Origin of the sequence: Tomitella cavernea, from assembly GCF_016599145.1 — a bacterium.
Lineage (GTDB): Bacteria > Actinomycetota > Actinomycetes > Mycobacteriales > Mycobacteriaceae > Tomitella > Tomitella cavernae.
This window is the reverse complement of sequence record NZ_JAENKO010000002.1, coordinates 91,520-108,311: the sequence shown is the minus strand read 5'-3', so window position 1 is coordinate 108,311 and position 16,792 is coordinate 91,520. Positions and strand designations below refer to the sequence as shown.

At 64.1% G+C, this 16,792-nt stretch carries 14 protein-coding genes; 4 read left to right on the top strand and 10 right to left on the bottom strand.

Annotated features, from left to right (window positions below; translation table 11 throughout):
• Window positions 1-12 precede the first annotated feature (12 nt).
• On the bottom strand, window positions 13-1,698 hold the full coding sequence (gene asnB / locus JJ683_RS01955; RefSeq protein ID WP_200170982.1) for an asparagine synthase B: 1,686 nt from the start codon (window positions 1,696-1,698) through the stop codon (window positions 13-15).
• A gap of 178 nt (window positions 1,699-1,876) precedes the next feature.
• Window positions 1,877-2,815 carry an esterase/lipase family protein gene (locus JJ683_RS01950; RefSeq protein WP_242474312.1) on the bottom strand — a complete coding sequence of 313 codons (939 nt, stop codon included), beginning with the start codon at window positions 2,813-2,815 and terminating at the stop codon, window positions 1,877-1,879.
• Window positions 2,816-3,055: 240 nt separating this feature from the next.
• On the opposite strand from JJ683_RS01950, the gene JJ683_RS01945 reads away from it, so the two are divergent.
• Entirely contained in the window at window positions 3,056-4,018 is a 963-nt protein-coding gene (locus JJ683_RS01945) for an esterase/lipase family protein (protein ID WP_200170981.1), read from the top strand.
• A 10-nt stretch (window positions 4,019-4,028) separates the two neighbouring features.
• On the opposite strand, the gene JJ683_RS01940 is transcribed toward JJ683_RS01945, so the two are convergent.
• The gene (locus JJ683_RS01940) at window positions 4,029-5,279 is read right to left on the bottom strand and encodes an alkane 1-monooxygenase (RefSeq protein WP_200170980.1); all 1,251 of its coding nucleotides are present in this window, start codon (window positions 5,277-5,279) and stop codon (window positions 4,029-4,031) included.
• Between the two features lie 557 nt (window positions 5,280-5,836).
• On the opposite strand from JJ683_RS01940, the gene JJ683_RS01935 reads away from it, so the two are divergent.
• Both JJ683_RS01935 and JJ683_RS01930 read left to right on the top strand, forming a co-directional pair.
• Window positions 5,837-6,817, top strand: a complete 981-nt coding sequence (locus JJ683_RS01935; RefSeq protein ID WP_200170979.1) for a lipid II:glycine glycyltransferase FemX — start codon at window positions 5,837-5,839, stop codon at window positions 6,815-6,817.
• Window positions 6,818-6,994: 177 nt separating this feature from the next.
• Window positions 6,995-8,161: an adenine nucleotide alpha hydrolase family protein gene (locus JJ683_RS01930; RefSeq protein ID WP_200170978.1), complete on the top strand. Its 1,167-nt coding sequence runs from the start codon at window positions 6,995-6,997 to the stop codon at window positions 8,159-8,161.
• Between the two features lie 72 nt (window positions 8,162-8,233).
• Here JJ683_RS01930 and JJ683_RS01925 read toward each other — a convergent pair whose 3' ends face one another.
• From JJ683_RS01925 to JJ683_RS01900, 6 genes are all read right to left on the bottom strand, one after another.
• Complete coding sequence (locus JJ683_RS01925; RefSeq protein ID WP_200170977.1) at window positions 8,234-9,412, bottom strand: hypothetical protein; 1,179 nt, start codon at window positions 9,410-9,412, stop codon at window positions 8,234-8,236.
• Window positions 9,413-9,431: 19 nt separating this feature from the next.
• On the bottom strand, window positions 9,432-10,619 hold the full coding sequence (locus tag JJ683_RS01920) for a hypothetical protein (RefSeq protein ID WP_200170976.1): 1,188 nt from the start codon (window positions 10,617-10,619) through the stop codon (window positions 9,432-9,434).
• A gap of 56 nt (window positions 10,620-10,675) precedes the next feature.
• Window positions 10,676-12,094 (bottom strand): wax ester/triacylglycerol synthase domain-containing protein, encoded by a 1,419-nt coding sequence (locus JJ683_RS19550; RefSeq protein WP_200170975.1) that lies wholly within the window; start codon window positions 12,092-12,094, stop codon window positions 10,676-10,678.
• A gap of 485 nt (window positions 12,095-12,579) precedes the next feature.
• Window positions 12,580-13,539 carry an ABC transporter permease gene (locus JJ683_RS01910; RefSeq protein WP_307810630.1) on the bottom strand — a complete coding sequence of 320 codons (960 nt, stop codon included), beginning with the start codon at window positions 13,537-13,539 and terminating at the stop codon, window positions 12,580-12,582.
• Window positions 13,536-14,363 carry an ABC transporter permease gene (locus JJ683_RS01905; RefSeq protein ID WP_200170974.1) on the bottom strand — a complete coding sequence of 276 codons (828 nt, stop codon included), beginning with the start codon at window positions 14,361-14,363 and terminating at the stop codon, window positions 13,536-13,538. The genes JJ683_RS01910 and JJ683_RS01905 overlap by 4 nt, the downstream gene beginning before the upstream one ends.
• Complete coding sequence (locus JJ683_RS01900; protein ID WP_200170973.1) at window positions 14,360-15,361, bottom strand: ATP-binding cassette domain-containing protein; 1,002 nt, start codon at window positions 15,359-15,361, stop codon at window positions 14,360-14,362. Before JJ683_RS01900 ends, JJ683_RS01905 begins: the two co-directional genes overlap by 4 nt.
• 371 nt (window positions 15,362-15,732) lie before the next feature.
• Between JJ683_RS01900 and JJ683_RS01895 the strand changes: the two genes are divergently transcribed.
• Window positions 15,733-15,963 carry an MbtH family protein gene (locus tag JJ683_RS01895; protein WP_182359167.1) on the top strand — a complete coding sequence of 77 codons (231 nt, stop codon included), beginning with the start codon at window positions 15,733-15,735 and terminating at the stop codon, window positions 15,961-15,963.
• Window positions 15,964-15,985: 22 nt separating this feature from the next.
• On the opposite strand, the gene JJ683_RS01890 is transcribed toward JJ683_RS01895, so the two are convergent.
• The gene (locus tag JJ683_RS01890) at window positions 15,986-16,786 is read right to left on the bottom strand and encodes an alpha/beta fold hydrolase (RefSeq protein ID WP_200170972.1); all 801 of its coding nucleotides are present in this window, start codon (window positions 16,784-16,786) and stop codon (window positions 15,986-15,988) included.
• Window positions 16,787-16,792 lie beyond the last annotated feature (6 nt).

Genomic DNA, 16,792 nt, shown 5'->3' with positions numbered 1-16,792 from the left:
TCTGGCGGGGTCTCAGCCCGGGACTCTGCCGGCGTGGGTGTAGCCGCCGTGGACGCCGAGCACGGCACGCCCGGACGGGTCCGCGGCGTCGGCAAAGGCCGGATCCCACGCCAGCGCCTCCGGGGTGGAGCAGGCGATGGACTCGCCGCCCGGCACCGTGCGGGCGCAGGCGGCGCCCGGAAAATGTCGCTCGAAGATCTCGCGGTACAGATACGCCTCTTTCGACCGCGGCGGGTTGTGGGGGAACCGCGTTGCCGCGGCGGCGAAGTCGGCATCGGAGACCGCTTTCTCCGCGTGGTCCTTGAGTCCGTCGATCCAGCCGTATCCGACCCCGTCGGAGAACTGCTCCTTCTGCCGCCACAGGATGGAGTCCGGCAGCGCGCCGTCGAAAGCCTCACGCAAGGCGTGTTTCTCCATGCGCCCGTCGGCGATGGTCTTGCGGGAAGGATCCATACTCATCGCCGTGTCGAGGAACTCGAGGTCCAGAAACGGCACGCGTGCTTCGACACCCCAGGCCATCATCGCCTTGTTCGCGCGGAGGCAGTCGTAATTGTGCAGGGCGTCGAGCTTGCGGACGGTCTCCTCGTGGAACTCGCGTGTGGACGGCGCCTTGTGGAAGTACAGGTAGCCGCCGAAGATCTCGTCCGAGCCCTCTCCGGAGAGAACCATCTTCACGCCCATCGCCTTGATGCGGCGGGCCAGAAGGAACATGGGGGTCGATGCGCGGATGGTCGTCACATCGTAGGTCTCTATGTGTCGGATCACTTCCGGCAGTGCGTCGAGCCCTTCGTCGAAGGTGTAGGTGAATTCGTGATGTTCGGTGTCGATCGCCTCGGCCGCGACGCGGGCGGCGGCGAGGTCCGGCGACCCGGTGAGCCCGATGGCGAAAGAATGCAGTCGCGGCCACCAGGCGCGGCTGCGGTCGTCATCCTCGATGCGGTCGCGAGCGAACTTGGCCGCACACGCGGCCACGAGTGAGGAGTCGAGCCCGCCGGAGAGGAGGACCCCGTAGGGGACGTCCGTCATGAGCTGGCGGTGCACGGCGGCTTCGAAGCCCGAGCGCAGATCCGTCGGCACGGTATCCGAGCCCGCGACGGCGTCGTAATCGCGCCATTCCGGTGCGTAGAACCGGACCAGGCCGATCTCACTGTCGTAGACGTGCCCCGGTGGGAAGACCTCCACGTCGTCGCAAACGCCTACCAGCGCCTTCATCTCCGAGGCGGTCCAGAGACGGCCCACGGAGTCGCGCCCCCAATACAGCGGGCAGACGCCCATTGGATCGCGGGCGATCAGCGCGCGTCCGGCCTCGGAATCCCAGAGGGCGAACGCGAAGAGGCCGTTGAGCCGGCCGACGAAAGACGTGTCGCGGCACGCAGCGTAGAGAGCATTGATCACCTCGCTGTCCGATGCGGTGGTGAACTCGTAGTCCAGGCGCTCACGCAGCGAGCGGTGGTTGTAGATTTCGCCGTTGACGGCGAGCGTCAGTGTGCCGTCGCGCGAGGTCATGGGCTGTGCGCCGCTGCCGGGATCGACGATGGCGAGGCGCTCGTGCGCAAGCACCGCTCCGTCGCGTACGGCGACGCCGCTCCAGTCGGGGCCGCGATGCCGCTGCCTGCTCGACATTCCGACGGCGCGTTGGCGCAGTGCGGCCAGGTCGTCTCCGGTGGGCAGGTCGAAACAGCCGAGAATCGCGCACACGGCGAGGGCTCCTCTCCAGAAGGTGGGCGGTACGCGCGTCGGCGATCCCGTTCACTGAACAGGTCTCATGGTAAACGCCGTTCGCATCGCAGGCCCATCCTGCGCGCGGCCGTACGGGTGGCTCCCGGTCCGGACCAGAGGGGCTGTCGCTCGCGGGGGGCGTCGGGATGTGCGGTGCTCAGCCGGCGCAGGGGGCTTCGTAGGTCTGCGCGTAGGCCGGATCGAGCGCGGACTGGACCAGATAGACCGAGCGGGGGTTGCTCACCAGCTGTTCGTGACTTGTCGTGTTCTCTTTGCAGCCGTTCTGGACCCAGACGTTGTCCACGGTGGCACCGGGCCCCGCGGTGAGGAACGTGTTCGAGGGGGGAGTCGAGATGCGGTCGCTGTGCGAGGCGATCACCGTGTAGTGCACGCCGGGCACGGTGTCTCCGCCGGCGTTGAGGCGATCGAGGAATTCGCTGCCGACCATCTGCTCCGCGTAGGAGGGGCCCACGGTACGGGCGAGGATTTTCTGCACAGGGACGCCGACGCGCGTGAGCGCGCGGGAGATCGCGACGACGTCGCCGAACGTGGAGCCATGGTTGGTAGCACCCAGGGTGACCAGGTTGCGCACCTTGTTGTCCGCGGGGGCGTCGGGATCCGCGCCGCCGTGGAACCGCAGGTACTGGCGTGCGACCAGCCCGCCTTGGGAATGCCCGACCATATCGACTTGACGGGCCCCGGTCTCCTGCAGGACCCGGTCGACGAATGCGGACAGCTGGGCCGCGGACCAGTCGATGTTCGCCCCGCCGCCGAGACCCAGCAGGTTGCCGTCGAGGGCATTGCCGTCATTGCCGTAATCGGGTGCGAAGACGCAATATCCCTCGTCGGCGAGTTGCGGCCCGAGCGTCGACCACGTGGTCTCGGCGTCCGACCAGGTGCCGTGCACGAGGATCACGGGACGCGGGTGCTCGGCCGACGGGACGCATCCCCAATCATTGACGCGGGGCAGCGCTTGGGAGGCGGAAGCCGGGATGAGCGGTATGGCCTGCGCCGCGCCGGCCGTGAGGATAGCGGGGGCGCCGACGAGGGTGAGAGCGGACGCGAGCGCGGCCATGGTCGTGCGAATACCGGTCATGCTGGCCTCTCCCGGGGCTGTTGTATGCGGGCGTCTGCGGGGCGTGCCCGTCGGTGGGCACGCGGATTGCGGCGGTGGAGGTCTGCGCGCAAGGTGCCGATGGACCCCTGCCCTCGAGCAGTGGCCGATCATGCGCCGGAACGCACATTACCCTGTTGCTCAAGTTTCTGCTGTGGCGCCTGTGGTTTGGGCTCAGGCCGGGTGACGGCGCTGCGGGTGATGCGTATCGTTGGCGATGCGATGTCGATCGACGTGAGGATGTGGTCCGGCATGGGTGCATGGCAACGCGCGGCGTTCGAGTTCGCCGTCGATGGTGCCGTTGCGGCGGCCTCTGCAGTGCGGCGCCGGAATCACGATCCATTTCCACCGTCGCCCATCGACGGTGTCAACGACTGGACGGCTCCGCTCTCGGCGCAGCGTCCGCGCCCGGTGGTGCTGGTGCACGGCACCGGCGTCGGTGTGCGGGATACGTGGGATGTGATCGCAGCCGCCCTCGTGGCCGACGGATATCGGGTCTTCGCGGTCGAGCATGGTCGGCGGCGCGGTCTGTTCGATGGGAACCTGACCGATCGACCGGGGGGCGGGGATATCGCGGATTCGGCGATCGAGTTGTCCGGGTTCGTCGAGAGCGTCAGGCGCGCGACGGGCGCGGAGCGTGTCGACATCGTCGCCCACTCGATGGGCGGGGTGGTAGCGCGCCAATACCTGCGGTTCTCCGGCGGGGCCGACCCGGCCGCGCCGGAGAACAACAAGGTCGGCCGGCTCGTCATGCTCGGTGCGACGAACCACGGCATCACATTCGGGACGATGCAGCTGATCGGCATGGCCGCGGAGAGGCTGGGTCTTCCGCTGGGCGCTCTCAGTGATGCCGCGTTGGGGCGGTCGCTGGCCCAGCAGATGGTGGGGTCGTCCTTCCTCGACCGCCTCAACGAAGGCGGCGACACCGTCCCCGGGGTGCAGTACACGGTGGTCGCCAGCAGGGATGATCAGGTTTCCACCCCGCCGGAGCGCACGTTCCTCGCCGCGGGGGAGGGGGCGCGAGTGCGCAATATCTGGGTGCAGGACATCGATCCGTCCGCTCAGGTCGACCACATGCAGCTGTGCACGCATGAGGTCGCGGTTGACATCGTCCGTGAGGCGCTCGGAAGTGCGGCCGTCGGCGCCGTCGGGGCGCTGGAGACACGCACGGAATCGTGCGGGTGAGCGCGAAAGATTACGCGGAGTCGGCGGAGTCCAGCCGACGTTCAGCCTTGCCTCTGGTGAGGTTTTCATCGGGCCCGTCAGGCCGGAGCGCGGGGTGATGCACCGTGCCATCGCGGTGGACGCCGGGGCTGTAGCGGTGGATCAGCTTCGCAGCCTTCGACGGTTGAAGGTTCGCCCGGGTGACGTCGCCGTCGTAATGGGCGACCACGCGCGGGTCCATCAGTACGCGCCATAGCGGTGTCACCAATGCCGTGAGCACCATCAGTGCGTACCCGGCGGGCAGTTGCGGGGCCTCTTTGCAGCTGCGCAGGGCTTGATAACGCCGGCTGCCATGCGCATGGTGATCCGAGTGCCGTTGGAGGTTGAGCAGCAGTACATTGCTGCCCGGGTGATCGCCGTTCCAGCTGTGCTCCGGGCGGACGCGCCCGAGTCTGCCGTCCGGCTCCCGTGCGCGCAGCAGACCGTAGTGCTCGATGTAGTTGACCGCCTCGAGCACGAGCATCCCGATCACGGCCTGCAGCGCGAGCCATGGTGCCACCTCCCAGCCGAATGCGCCGATGACGGCGGCGAACAGGACCACACTGATCGTCCATGATTGGAGGATGTCGTTGCTCGGGTGCCAGAATCCGTGGCCCTGGCGGCGGAGGCGTCCGGCCTGCGAGCGCACGCCGGACAGGAACCCTCCGACCAGTGCGCGGGGGTAGAAGACCCACAGGGACTCCCCGAGCCGGGCGCTCGCCGGATCGGCAGGCGTGGCGACGCGGACGTGATGCCCCACATTGTGTTCGACGAAGAAGTGGCCGTAGAACGACGGAGCCAGAGCCAGCTTGGCGAACGACTTCTCCGACCGTGTGTTTTTGTGGCCCAGTTCGTGTGCAGCGTTGATGCCGACGGCTGCGCTGATGCCCATGGTGATCGCCAGGCCGCCGCGTTCGCCGGTGGTCATCGGCTCATTCGCCAGGCACCAGGCGCCGAAGACGAACCCTGCGTACTGCACGGGCACGAACAGGTACGTGCACCATCGGTAGTACCGGTCGGCGGCGAGTGCACGCACGGCGCCGTCCGGTGGGCTGGAGCGGTCGGGACCGCACACCACGTCGATCAGGGGCACGGCGACGAGTACGAGATAGGCGCCGAACCCCCACAACAACCCGGATACGTGATGCGCAAGCAGCCACGCGAAAAACGGACCGGCCGGCGCGACCAGCGACAGCGGCCACAGATAACGCTTAGAATCCCGCCATGGACGGTCTTTGCTCATGACCGGCCTCCCCAAACCGCTGCTCCTGGTGTGAAGCCATCGCCAGTCTATCGCCTTTCCGTGCCCTCCGCGTCCCTGCAGCCCGTGCGTCGGTGCGGATGCTCCCGCCCGGGAGAACGTGTCATGCGGTTGAAAACTGAATCCGACCTGTTTCAGACGTATAGTACCAACGCGGACGCCCTGCTTGGGGTGTCTGTGGCCTTCGTAACTTGGGTGCGTGGAGTCGGGTGAGATGGCGTGCGACGCCGAGCCGGGCCGCCGAGCGCTGGTTGCCGACACTTGATCGGTTACGGTACCGAGGGTGCTTCGGACACGCGTCCAGTCATCGTTGTGTGAACCCGCTGACTGGCACGGGGTGTGCTGTGAGTCGGAAGGGAGGGGCCGTGGCGGGATCGCTGTGGAGGGCGCGTGCACATCGCCTTGGCGCGAAGGAGTCGCCCGGCCCGCCGGTGCAGGTCCGCTTCGCTGATTCGGACGAGGTTGCACGGTGGGATGACCTACTATTGGCCGCGCCGGATGAAGGCAACGCATACCGGGGCAGCGTCAACATCGCATGCATGGCGTTGCAGGGGTATCAGGCGGTCCGTCTCATCGTCGGCGGACACGCTGTGACGGGGTTCCGCGTCGACGTACGGCCGCTCGGTGCGATGTGGATGCTCATAGGCCCACCCGCGTCGGATGCGGTGGAGCTGGTCGATGCGGCGTGTGCGATTGCTGATTTCGCGGCCGAGCACGGGGTCTCGGCGGTTCGGGTCCGCCCCCAGCTGCGCGAGGATGAAGGAGCCGCCCGATTCCTGCGTGACAGCGGTCTGGTGCGGGTGCCGTCGTGGCTGTCGGACCATATCGCCGTGGTGGATCTCTCCGGCACACAGCAGCAGGTCTATGCGCGGTTCAAAAAGCAGACGCGGCATGCGCTGCGCCGTTCGGTGCGCGAGGGCGTGCAGGTGCGCCGGGTCGAGCCGACGTCCGAGAACTGCGTGACGATGAACCGCCTGGTCGAGCAGACGCGGCATGAACGTTTCAGCACACCGCCGGACCATGTGCTGACCGATATCTACCGCACACTCTCGGCGGACGGTGCAGGGCAGATGTTCATGGCGTGGCATGGGGGGCGGGTCGTGGCGGCCGCTTTCGCGGTCGTATTCGGCGAGAACGCCATGTGCATGGTGGGGGGATCGGTCCGCAAGGCGCCGGGGGACGCGGAGCATCCGGGGCTGGGCACGTCCGGAGCCGGATACGCACTGCAGTGGGAGTGCATGAAGTGGGCGCATGAGAGGGGCTGTACGCGGTACGACATGGACGTCACACCATCCACCGCACACATTCACGATCCGACGCACCCGTTCCACCGGATCGGCAAGTTCAAGAAATCCTTCAGCCGGGAGATCACAGACTACCTCGGCTGCTACCAGGTGTCCGGACGCCCCCTGTCCGGATGGATGATCCGCATGGCGGAACGATTTACGCAGCGCATAGCAGCCCGCCGCGCACGTCAACGCGGCCGGCGGCCGAATCCGGACTTCGTGTGGCTGAGATGACACTGACGATCGCCGGAGACTAACGGCACGCAGGTGTCGTCGTGCATCGCCTGCTCGCCCGTATGCGCGGAGTGCGTCGCTCACGCTTACAGTGTCGGAAGAAGCTGTACGCACATACGGCGTGACCACCCCGGGCTGAGTTCACCGGGTGTTTGCACGCCGAGTTAGGACGAACCCATGTCCTCCACACTCGCCGTCCGCGTGAACCCGCCTTCGGGGAACGAGGTATCGGCACGTTTCTCAGTAGGTAAGAAGAGCTTCACGGTTCGCACGTCGGCGAACGTCTCACTCGCCTCCGGCGCGACGCCGTGGCTTGCGCCGGGGCTGTTGGCGGCGATGCGCCAGAATGCCGCTCTGGACATCGACGGGCCCCTGGACTCAGTGGCGCTCACCGGTGCCGAGGAGGTCCAGCGGATCATGAGCGACTGGTATCCGGCACAGATGCACGCCACTGCCATTCTGCAACAAGAAACCACGAATGAGACCCTCGCCGGTGGCAGAGGGGTCGGATGCTTCTTCTCAGGCGGGGTCGATTCGTTCTATTCCACCGTCAAACACATCGACGAGATCACGCACCTCATATTCATCCACGGGTTCGATATTCCGCTGGACAATGAAGACTTGGCCGAGCGCACGCTGCGCACCCTCCGCAAGGCGGCTGAGGATCTGGGAAAACCCCTCATTGAGGTCCGAACGAATCTGCGGCAGGTTCATGCGCTGCTGGGGCTTGATTGGGAATCGCATTCGCACGGGTCGCTCCTCGCGCATGTCGCGCTTCTGCTAACGGACCATATTGGCAAGTTGTATCTTCCGTCGAACCGCATCGAGGGCGAGCTGGAGCCGTATGCCACGCACCCGGATCTCGACAAGCATTGGGGGTCCCGCGGTCTCGAGATCGAGCACGATGGCAACGAGGCGAACAGGCCGATGAAGGTCGCGGCGTTCGCCGACAGCGAGCCGGCGATGAACAACCTCCGAGTCTGCTGGTGGAACAAAGACAATGATTACAACTGCGGGCACTGTGAGAAGTGCATTCGCACGATGATGAACATCAAGATTGCGGGTGCAGAGGGAAAGTGCGCAACCCTGCCTGCTGATATTCCATATGATGTGTACAACCGGATGTATATCAATAAGCCGGGAAAGCACGGTGCAGTGGAGAATCTGAAGGCGATGGACGATTTCGGATACCGGGACGCCGAGATGGAACGTGCGTTACGCGACGCGATCGACAGGCCCACGTGGCAGAACCAGATCTTCCATGCTCGCCAGTTGGCCGGCTTGGCACCTCAGTTCGCCGGCTTTCTTTGGAAAATGGGCACCGGGCAGCTGTCACAAAAGTAGATGGTTGAGCCTGAGCGCCCGGCCTGGCCCGCTTGCTGCTGTGTGGCTTGCGGCAGGCCGGGCGCGATGGGATCAATCGGTATCGCCCCTTCGGGCAATGATGGCTTGGTAGGCCTTCTCCCGTAGCGTCAGCCCCAGGACTTTGACCACGGTAAAGATGTACCACGAGCGTGCCGTCGCCTTCTGCAGAGCCGAGCGGTGCAGCGCCGATTCGAGCGCGCTCTCGAGTTCGGGATCGTCGCGGTCGGAATTTTGTAGTGCTCCGAGGTTCTCCTTAAGGAAATATACGGTGCTTGGGTCATCGGCGGGGATTCTTGTTAGCGCTCGTATTGGGTTAATCGGGGGCAGGGCGGTACAGAGTGGTAGAGCACCTGCAATCCGTAAATTGATCGCTGTACGAACGCATTTCTCGCATTCTCCGCAGTTGAGTCGGTCGGCGCGGTTCCAGAAGCACACCCGAATGCTCTCCATGGCCGCTGGGCTGCTCTTTACGGTCTCAGCCTTCTGTACGCGGTCTGCCTCAAGGCCATCATGAATTATCTGGACCGCGCCACTGGACCACAAATAATCCAACTCGTGATGCGTTGCTCGCGGGGGCGCGTCTCCGCAGTGTGCGGAAGCAGGTATGTATACCGTGTGCAGATGCTCCGAAAGCAACAGCGCGACGTGCGCGAGCCCGTAGCCGACATCCCATCGACCGAGGCGATGAAACTTCGTTCTTAAATCCGTACGCACTTCGATCAGCTGCTTTCCCATGGTAGCGGCAGCGTGTCGTATCTCGAATATTGTCTTATCGTAATGCCGTTTGCTGTGGCTGTTCAGGAATATGTCAAAACCGTGAACAAATATCAGATGCGTAATCGCCGGACTATTTTTGACCGCTGAATAAAATGAGTCGAGTCCGCCACTGAAAAAACAGCCGACTCCACGATCGTGTCCCGGGGTTGGAGTCGCCGTAGATGCCGAATCTACATCCACAGTCTGCATGGAGTGAGGCCACCATGAATTGATAACATGTTGCGCGTCCTTTGCGTTCCGCCAGATCTGCTCATCTAATGGCCCGGAAACATATAGGGGAGTGCAGGTCTTCATAGATAGAAAAATCGCAGGAGGCAGCCAAGCTGTCGCATCGCCGGCGAGCTCGACGTTTGCAGAAACGTTGACGGTGAACTCTCCGTCGGGGCAGTCGAAGTGAGCGGCAGCAGAGCCAGACTGGCATTCCAGGGGGGTGACTATCGTGCGCTGGTTCATTGCTTCTCCGTGTGATGTATTATTGGACTTTGCCTAGCCGTTGATGAAGACCTGAAAGGCTGCCCCGTGATTTTTGCCCGATTAGAATGCAGGTCATTTTCGCGTAAATATAGTTCGACCATAGAAGTGCCCGTGCCTTTTGACTTGTGGATCGACTGCTTGCCGTCACAAGAGCGTTTAAGAGATCGGGATCTGCGCGATCGGACTGTTCCAGGGCGCGAATGTTCTCTGCCAGGAAGTATTTTTCGTTGTCGCGTTTGAATTCTACGCGAGAAATCGATTTTATCAAATCCGTTGTCGGGATAGCCGTAAACTTGTCGGAAGCGCCGGCTATTCGCATATTCACAGCCGTGCGAACACATTTTTCGCACTCGCCGCAATTCTGAATGTCGCTGCGATTCCAGAAGCAAACTCTCAAATGTTTGAGCGCGGTGCGGCTCGTAGACGCGCGTAATGCCTTTTCTGCGCGGTTTGCTTCGATTCCATCGTATACAAAGCTCAAAGACGTGCTTGACCAAAGTGGGTCAAGATCTGGATGCGAACCATGGGGGACGATATTATCTACGTAATGTGATGCCGGTATTATTGCGCTGTTCAGGTGGTCGGACAGAAGTAGTGCCACATGCGCCATGGCGGCGCCATGTGCCAACATCCAATCGCGACCGTGCCCAACCGTGTGGACGATATTTGTCCTGACTTCGATCAGGGTCTTACCCATTTCCTCCGCTGTAGCGCGCATGGCGTCCAATGCGGAATTGTAATGTTCTGTACTGTTTAGGAAAATATCAAATCCGTGCACGAAGATTAGGTGCGTAATCTTTGGCGCGTTTGTTATTGCCGAATAGAAGGAATCGAGTCCTCCGCTGAAAAAGCAGCCGATCCCGCGGCTGCTTTTGGGGGACGGCGTATTGGCTGTTGCGTCGATATTAATTTCATGCAATTCCTCTGGCCACCAACTGTGGAGTAGCTGTTGTGCTTCGTTGGCGCCCTTGAGTGTTTTAGGGTCGACAGTCGAGTCAATGTGCAGCGGAAGATCTTTTTTCATCGCCATGATCGTGGCCGGGGGCAGCCATGCGGTCGCAGTGTTGCGAAGCGTGACGTTTGCGCTCGTCTCGATCGTGTAGATCTTATCGCCCCACGAAAATTCTGCCGCAGCCTCGTGATCGGGACGGTCTAAAACATTGACGGTGAAGGTCTCTGCGGTCATTGGTGACTCCGTGTTGACGGTATGAGCAGGAGGGCGATTGTATCGAGGTGGATCGGTCAGGAACCGACGTGCGTCAACGCCCGAGTTGTCTCTTCGTAGGCGTATTGGAGAGAGGACTTGTAGGCGGCAGCGTCGGGCACGGCGTCGCGGTCGGCGACGAAACATATGGTGAGGGAGTCGCCGATTGTGTAGATCCCGTGGCTAAGGGCGGTGTTCGAATCCAACGCCGGCAGTCCATAGCTCGACACGACCCGGCCGCCGTCGAGGGTCAAATCATCGGCACCGCGCCGCACGTTTGTGATCATCGTATTCGATAAGCCTACTTGCGTTCCGATGTCCGGCCAGTGTCGATTTATCAGCGAAGTGACCGCCAGCATGGTGGACGGGAGGTATTGCAGTAGCGATCGTGAGCGCTGAACCGCCGCATTGAGGTCCCGGCACTTGTCAGTGCGGACACTGTTGCTGATGGCGATGCAACGCCGATGCAGATCGGGTTCGTCGTTATGGAGATCGACGACGAGCGCGTCGAACTGGTTGGCCGAGGCCTTGTCGATCTTCCCGCGGGTAGACATGGGTACCAGTGCGGCGAGGTTCGAAGGAATCGGTTCGCCGTGATCGGAGAGATACAGCTCCATCGCGCGCGAGATCATGGTCAGCAGAAAATCGTTGACGGTGACGTCCGGTACCGCCGCCTTTGCTGCGCGGATCTGGAGTACGGAGACGGAGAGCGCGTCGAACATGCGGGTGGGCCGAGGCTTGTGGTTGAAGCGTGTGCGCGGGCGTTTGTGCTGGGGGAGGGTGATTGCCCCCTCGGCATCGAGGCGTGCAACAGTGCGTGATGCCGCGGCGATGTCTTTCGCCCCGCGGGCCAGTCGTGCCAATTGCTCCGGCTGACGGCGCAGTGCGGACCGCAGGAGGTGACGGCGTGAAGCGTTAGTGCTGGAAGAGTCAGTGCGAGGTGCGTCCCCCGCTCCGTCCGGGCCGGCTGTTCCCAACAAGTCGCGTAGCACTGAGACACTGAACAAGCCGTCGCCCAGCGCGTGATGCATCTTCAGCGTGATGGCGGTGGCATACTCCGCGCCGTCGATGTTGTGAAGTCCCGTATCCACATGGAGCTCCCATGGCGGGGCGTCGAGGTCCAATTGCGTGGTGGCAAGGCGTTCGAGACGGTGACGCAGATACTCCCAGTCTGCGCCGCCCGCATTGCGCGCGTGGATGTGCCGCGCCGGCCGGAAGGATTGGTCTTCGATCCAGTACGGGTAGTCCAGGTCAAACGGGACGCGGCGGAGCCGGCGACGTAGCTGCGGCATGATCGCCGCCCGGTGTGCGAGGCGGGCCGTCAGCGCACGTGTCGCCGCTGCGTCGTCCGTCTCTGCCCGCGCGGACTCGAATACGAACACGGCGACGATCTGCAGCGGTAGAGCCCCGTGCTCCAGGTGGACGTACGCGGCATCGGTGGGGTCGAGTTGCTGCACGCGCTACTCCTGATGTTGTGCATAAAAACCGTCAAGGCTGCGGCCGTGCGGCACGCTGTGGAGCCTGCCGCGCCCCAGGTTCGCTATGTTACATCTATGGGAGTATGGGGGCTCTTCGAGGTTGAGCGGGCTATCAGTATTAGAACTGGTGTGCGGCAGCCCGCTGTCGACGGGTGCAGTGGAATCGTATCCGGCGGCGGGAGTTCTCCGTGTTCCGGAAGCCGCAAGCAGACCGCTTGACGGCCTTGACCAGCCTGTTTTCGAGTTTCAGGTACTTCCTCGTCATCGCCGTTCATCTCCTCAAAGGCGATACCTCCACGATACGAGGGGAGACCCACTGCTGCGCTACGGCCGACTCATCGAACGCATCAACGCACGCAGAATGTTGAAGAGACGTTAAATCGGGCGGACCGGCTGTTGCAGATCATTCTCATCGACGCCCGACCTCACACATTCAGCCCGAAATCCCCCGCCAATGGAACTGTTTACCCGCCCGGCTGCGCGGCGCGGCGGTAACCGCGGATGGCAGGGAACGTGAAGAGTAAAATCAGCGCGCCCGCCCAGCCCAGCGCGTACCAGAAGTTGTTGCCCATCTCGGTGCCCAGGGCAAGGGAGCGCATCGCTTCGACCGCACAGCTCATCGGCTGGTATTCCACGACCGTCTGCAACCACTGCGGATAGGCCACGAGCGGCACGAATCCAGTGTTGAAGAACATCAGTAGCGATGTGACCAGCGAGATGAATTCGATCAGCTTCGCGCGACCGCCGTACACGGCCGCGGCCGTGACCGCGACCGCGAACCCTATCCCGTATAGCAGCGGGACGAAGAACATTCCTATCGCTGCGCCCACACCGTTCTGGAACCGGAATCCCAGGCCGAACCCCACGGCGATGATCACGGCGGTGGTGATCAGGATCCGGCAGGTCTCCGCAAGCAGGCGGCCCACGAGGCTGGCGGCGCGGTGCACGGGCAGCACCCAGAACCGTGAAAGCAGACCTTCGCGCCTCTCGAGCTGCAGGCCCATCGCGCCCGCCATGGAGCCGACCATGGAAGCGACCAGCGCCATCATCGCCACCTGGCCGTAGATCGCAGACTGCCCGGTGGCGTCCCCGATCGAATCGCCCAGCACGATCTTGAACATCACCAGCATGAGGCCCGGATACAACAGCACCTGGACTGTGGTGAGCGGATCGCGGGACCACCGGATCAGCAGCCGCTGCGCGTGCAGCAGGCTGTGCAGTGCCAAGGCCTTCATCGAACGCTCGGAACGTGCGTGGGCGGGCTCGATGAACGTCAGTACGCGTTCGCGCGCACCGGAGGCGTCGTCTGCAGCCGGGCGCGCCGGTGGTTCGGGCCCGTTGCCGGTCGGCACAACCGCAGGCGCAGCCGGACCGGTGGCGGCGTGGCGGGCGCGCCTGTTCACCATGACGGGTTCCGTGCTCACTGTCGCCTCCCGTTCGCCCAGATCGTGATGGGGGCGAAGACCAGCAGGGCCCCGAACGACCATGCCAAGGCCGGCCAAAGAGTGGGCCAGTCCACGCCGTCGGAGGTCATATCGCGCATGGCTGTCGCGATCACGGAGATCGGCTGGTTGCGTACAAAGGGCTGTATCCATTCAGGGAAGCCGGTGATGGGGACGAACCCCGTCGAGAGCATGCCCAGGATCAGTTGGGGCAGCGTCAGGGCCTGTGTGGTGGCCTCTGGGGTCTTCGACAACGTGCCGATAGCGTCCCCGCCCATTGTCAGTGCGAAACCCACCAGCAGTGCCAGCGCGCAGAAGCCGACGGAGTTGGTCCATCCCAGGTGGAACCGGAATCCGATGACGTATCCGCACGCAATGGCGACCGATAACGAGACCACCAGGCGGAACAGGTTCGCCGACATGCGAGCGGCCAGTGGTACGCCGGAACGGATCGGCATCGTCTTGAACCGGTCGGTGATTCCCTCGGTGCGGTCCAACGCGGCATTCATCGCAGCAGACAGTGCGGTGAACGACAGTGCCTGCAGCGCGATGATAGGCATGAGGAACTGGGCGTAATCGACGCCCTGGAAACTCATGACGAACTTCAGCGGCAAGTAGAAGCCGACAGTGAAGACGATGGGACTGATGATCGCCGAAATGATCTCGCCGTTGCGCAGTGCAGGTTTGATCAGCCGCAAGCTCAGTGCCCACCACTGCTGCAGGGAGTCGGGGGTGGGCCGCCGGCGACGGCCCACGTAACCGCGGTCGATGCTGCGCGGCGGATCGGTGGGGGCGACGATCGTCATGATGCCGCCTCGCCGCCGAGGCCCGTAGCGTCGGACTCCGCGGTTTCCGGAATGCGTTTGGTGAGATTGAGGAAAACCTCGTCCAGCGACGGGCGCCGCAGCGCGATGTCATTGAGTTCGATGCTCGCCAGATCCAGTCGCCTCAGGACCTCGGCCAATGTCTGCGCGCCCTTCGGAGCCGGCACCGCGACGGCCGTCGGCGCGTCCTCGCCATTCGGCCGCGATTGCGGAGGCAGAAAGTCGTCAAGAACCTCGATCACCCGAGGGACATCGTCCGGATGCAAGGGGACCACCTCGCAGTAGCTGCTGCCGGTGCGGGCTTTGAGCTCGTCCGCCGTTCCCTCCGCGATCACCGTGCCCTTGTCGATCACGATGATGTTGTCGCTGAGCACATCGGCCTCTTCGAGGTACTGCGTCGTGAGGATCGTGGTGATGCCTTGATCGCGCAAACGGCTCACCAGATCCCACACCGCCTGCCGGCTGCGCGGGTCCAGGCCGGTGGTCGGCTCGTCGAGGAACACGACTTCCGGGCGCACCACCAGCCCGCAGGCGATATCGATGCGCCGACGCATCCCGCCGGAATACTGCCCCACGCGTCGATTGGCCGCGTAAACCAGATCGAACTCCTCGAGCAGCGCGTTCGCCCTGCGGACCGCGGACTTCTTGTCCAGCCCCATGAGGCGCCCGAACAGCATGAGGTTCTCGCGGGCGGTGAGCCGGTTGTCCAACGCCGCCGACTGGCCCGTGAGCATGATCGAACGGCGCACCCCGGCGGCATCGGACACCACATCGTGGCCTGCGACGACGGCGCGGCCGCTCGTCGGCTTGATCAGCGTCGACAGCACGTTCACGGCGGTGGACTTGCCGGCGCCGTTGGGACCCAGAACCCCCAGGACTTCGCCGCGCTCCGCGCGGAAGCTGATGCCGCGCAACGCGTGTACATCGCCGAAGGACTTGGTGATGTCCTCGACGAGTACGCCCGCGTCGGGTTCGGTCATGGGTGCTCCGCTGCGTCGTCGGTGGTTGTCGGGAATCCGCCGGGGCGGCAGAAGCCTGGCCGCCCGGCGGTGTGTAGCCGCCAGTCTCTCATGCTGCGGGCCGCCTGCAGCAGATCGTTCGGTTCCGGCGCACGTGTGTGGACATCGCCCGACCGGGCCTGAAGGTTACCCGGCAGCGCACCGATGTGGCGCGGGTGGCCCGGGTGCGGCGAACAACCGTGGTCGCGGGGGCATACCGGTTCGGGCGATACTGAGCGAGCGGCGCTCGGCAGGTAGCATCATGGGCTGGCGGCGCGGGCTGCGCGCAGGGCCGCGGGCCCGCCGGACACACATACTCACCCCAACGCGGGTAAGTGAAGGAGAACGAAGCAGTGGGCAATCCGTTTGACGACGCTGACGCCAAGTTCAAGGTGCTGGTCAACGACGAGGGACAGCACTCGCTCTGGCCGGTGTTCGCGGACGTCCCAGCGGGCTGGAAGGTTGTCTTCGGTGAGGACAGCCGGGAGGCCTGCGTCGAGTACATCGAGGCCAACTGGACGGACATGCGTCCGAACAGCCTGATCAAGGCGATGGAAGAGGACGAGCGCAACCGAGGGTCCTGAGCCTCCCGGGGAGCAGCCGCGGTCACTGCTGCAGGAAGTCGATGAGCAGCTCGTTGACCGCGTCGGGGCGCTCCAGGTAGCCGTAGTGGCCGGCGTCCGGCACTTCTTCGTAGCGGGCGCCCGGGATCGCATCGGCCACCTCGCGGCACAAGTCCGTCGGCACCATGCGGTCGTCTGCGAATCCCACCACCATGCACGGCACGCTGATGCGCCGGTAGTGCGCGGTGCGGTCCTCCCCGCGGTCCACCTCCATCTGCGCGCGCAGGCCCGGCGTCTGCTCGGGGGCGGAGAACTCGAAGATGTCGAGCCAGTCGCGGGCGGCGGACGGTTCCGCGAGCGTGGCGGGGGACAGGTTCAGTGCCGCCGTGACCGCCGAGCGGTATTCCGCGGGCAACTGCACGTTCTGGTCCGCCAACGCGCGCTCGCCGGCCCCCAAGCGCGCCTGGAAGGCGCTCTGCCGCCCGTACGTGGCGAGCATGACGGCCCGCGATACCAGATCGGGGCGCGCGAGTGCAAGCTCCTGGGTGACGCGGGCTCCCAGTGACGTGCCCACCACGCGCGCCGGCCCGCCGAGGTGCTCGATCAACGCGGCGATATCACCGACCATGTCGTCGAGCGAGAACCCCTCGGCACACTCGTCTGTGGGGGCGATGCCGCGGTTGTCCACCGTGACCACCCGATACCCGGCCTTTGTCAGCGCCGGAACCTGGTGCGCGCCCCACACACGGCCTGGGCTCCCCGTGCCCATGACCATGACGACCAGCGGGCCGGAACCCTGCTCGGCGTAGCTCAGACGGATTCCGTTGAGTTCGGTGATCGGCATAGGGGT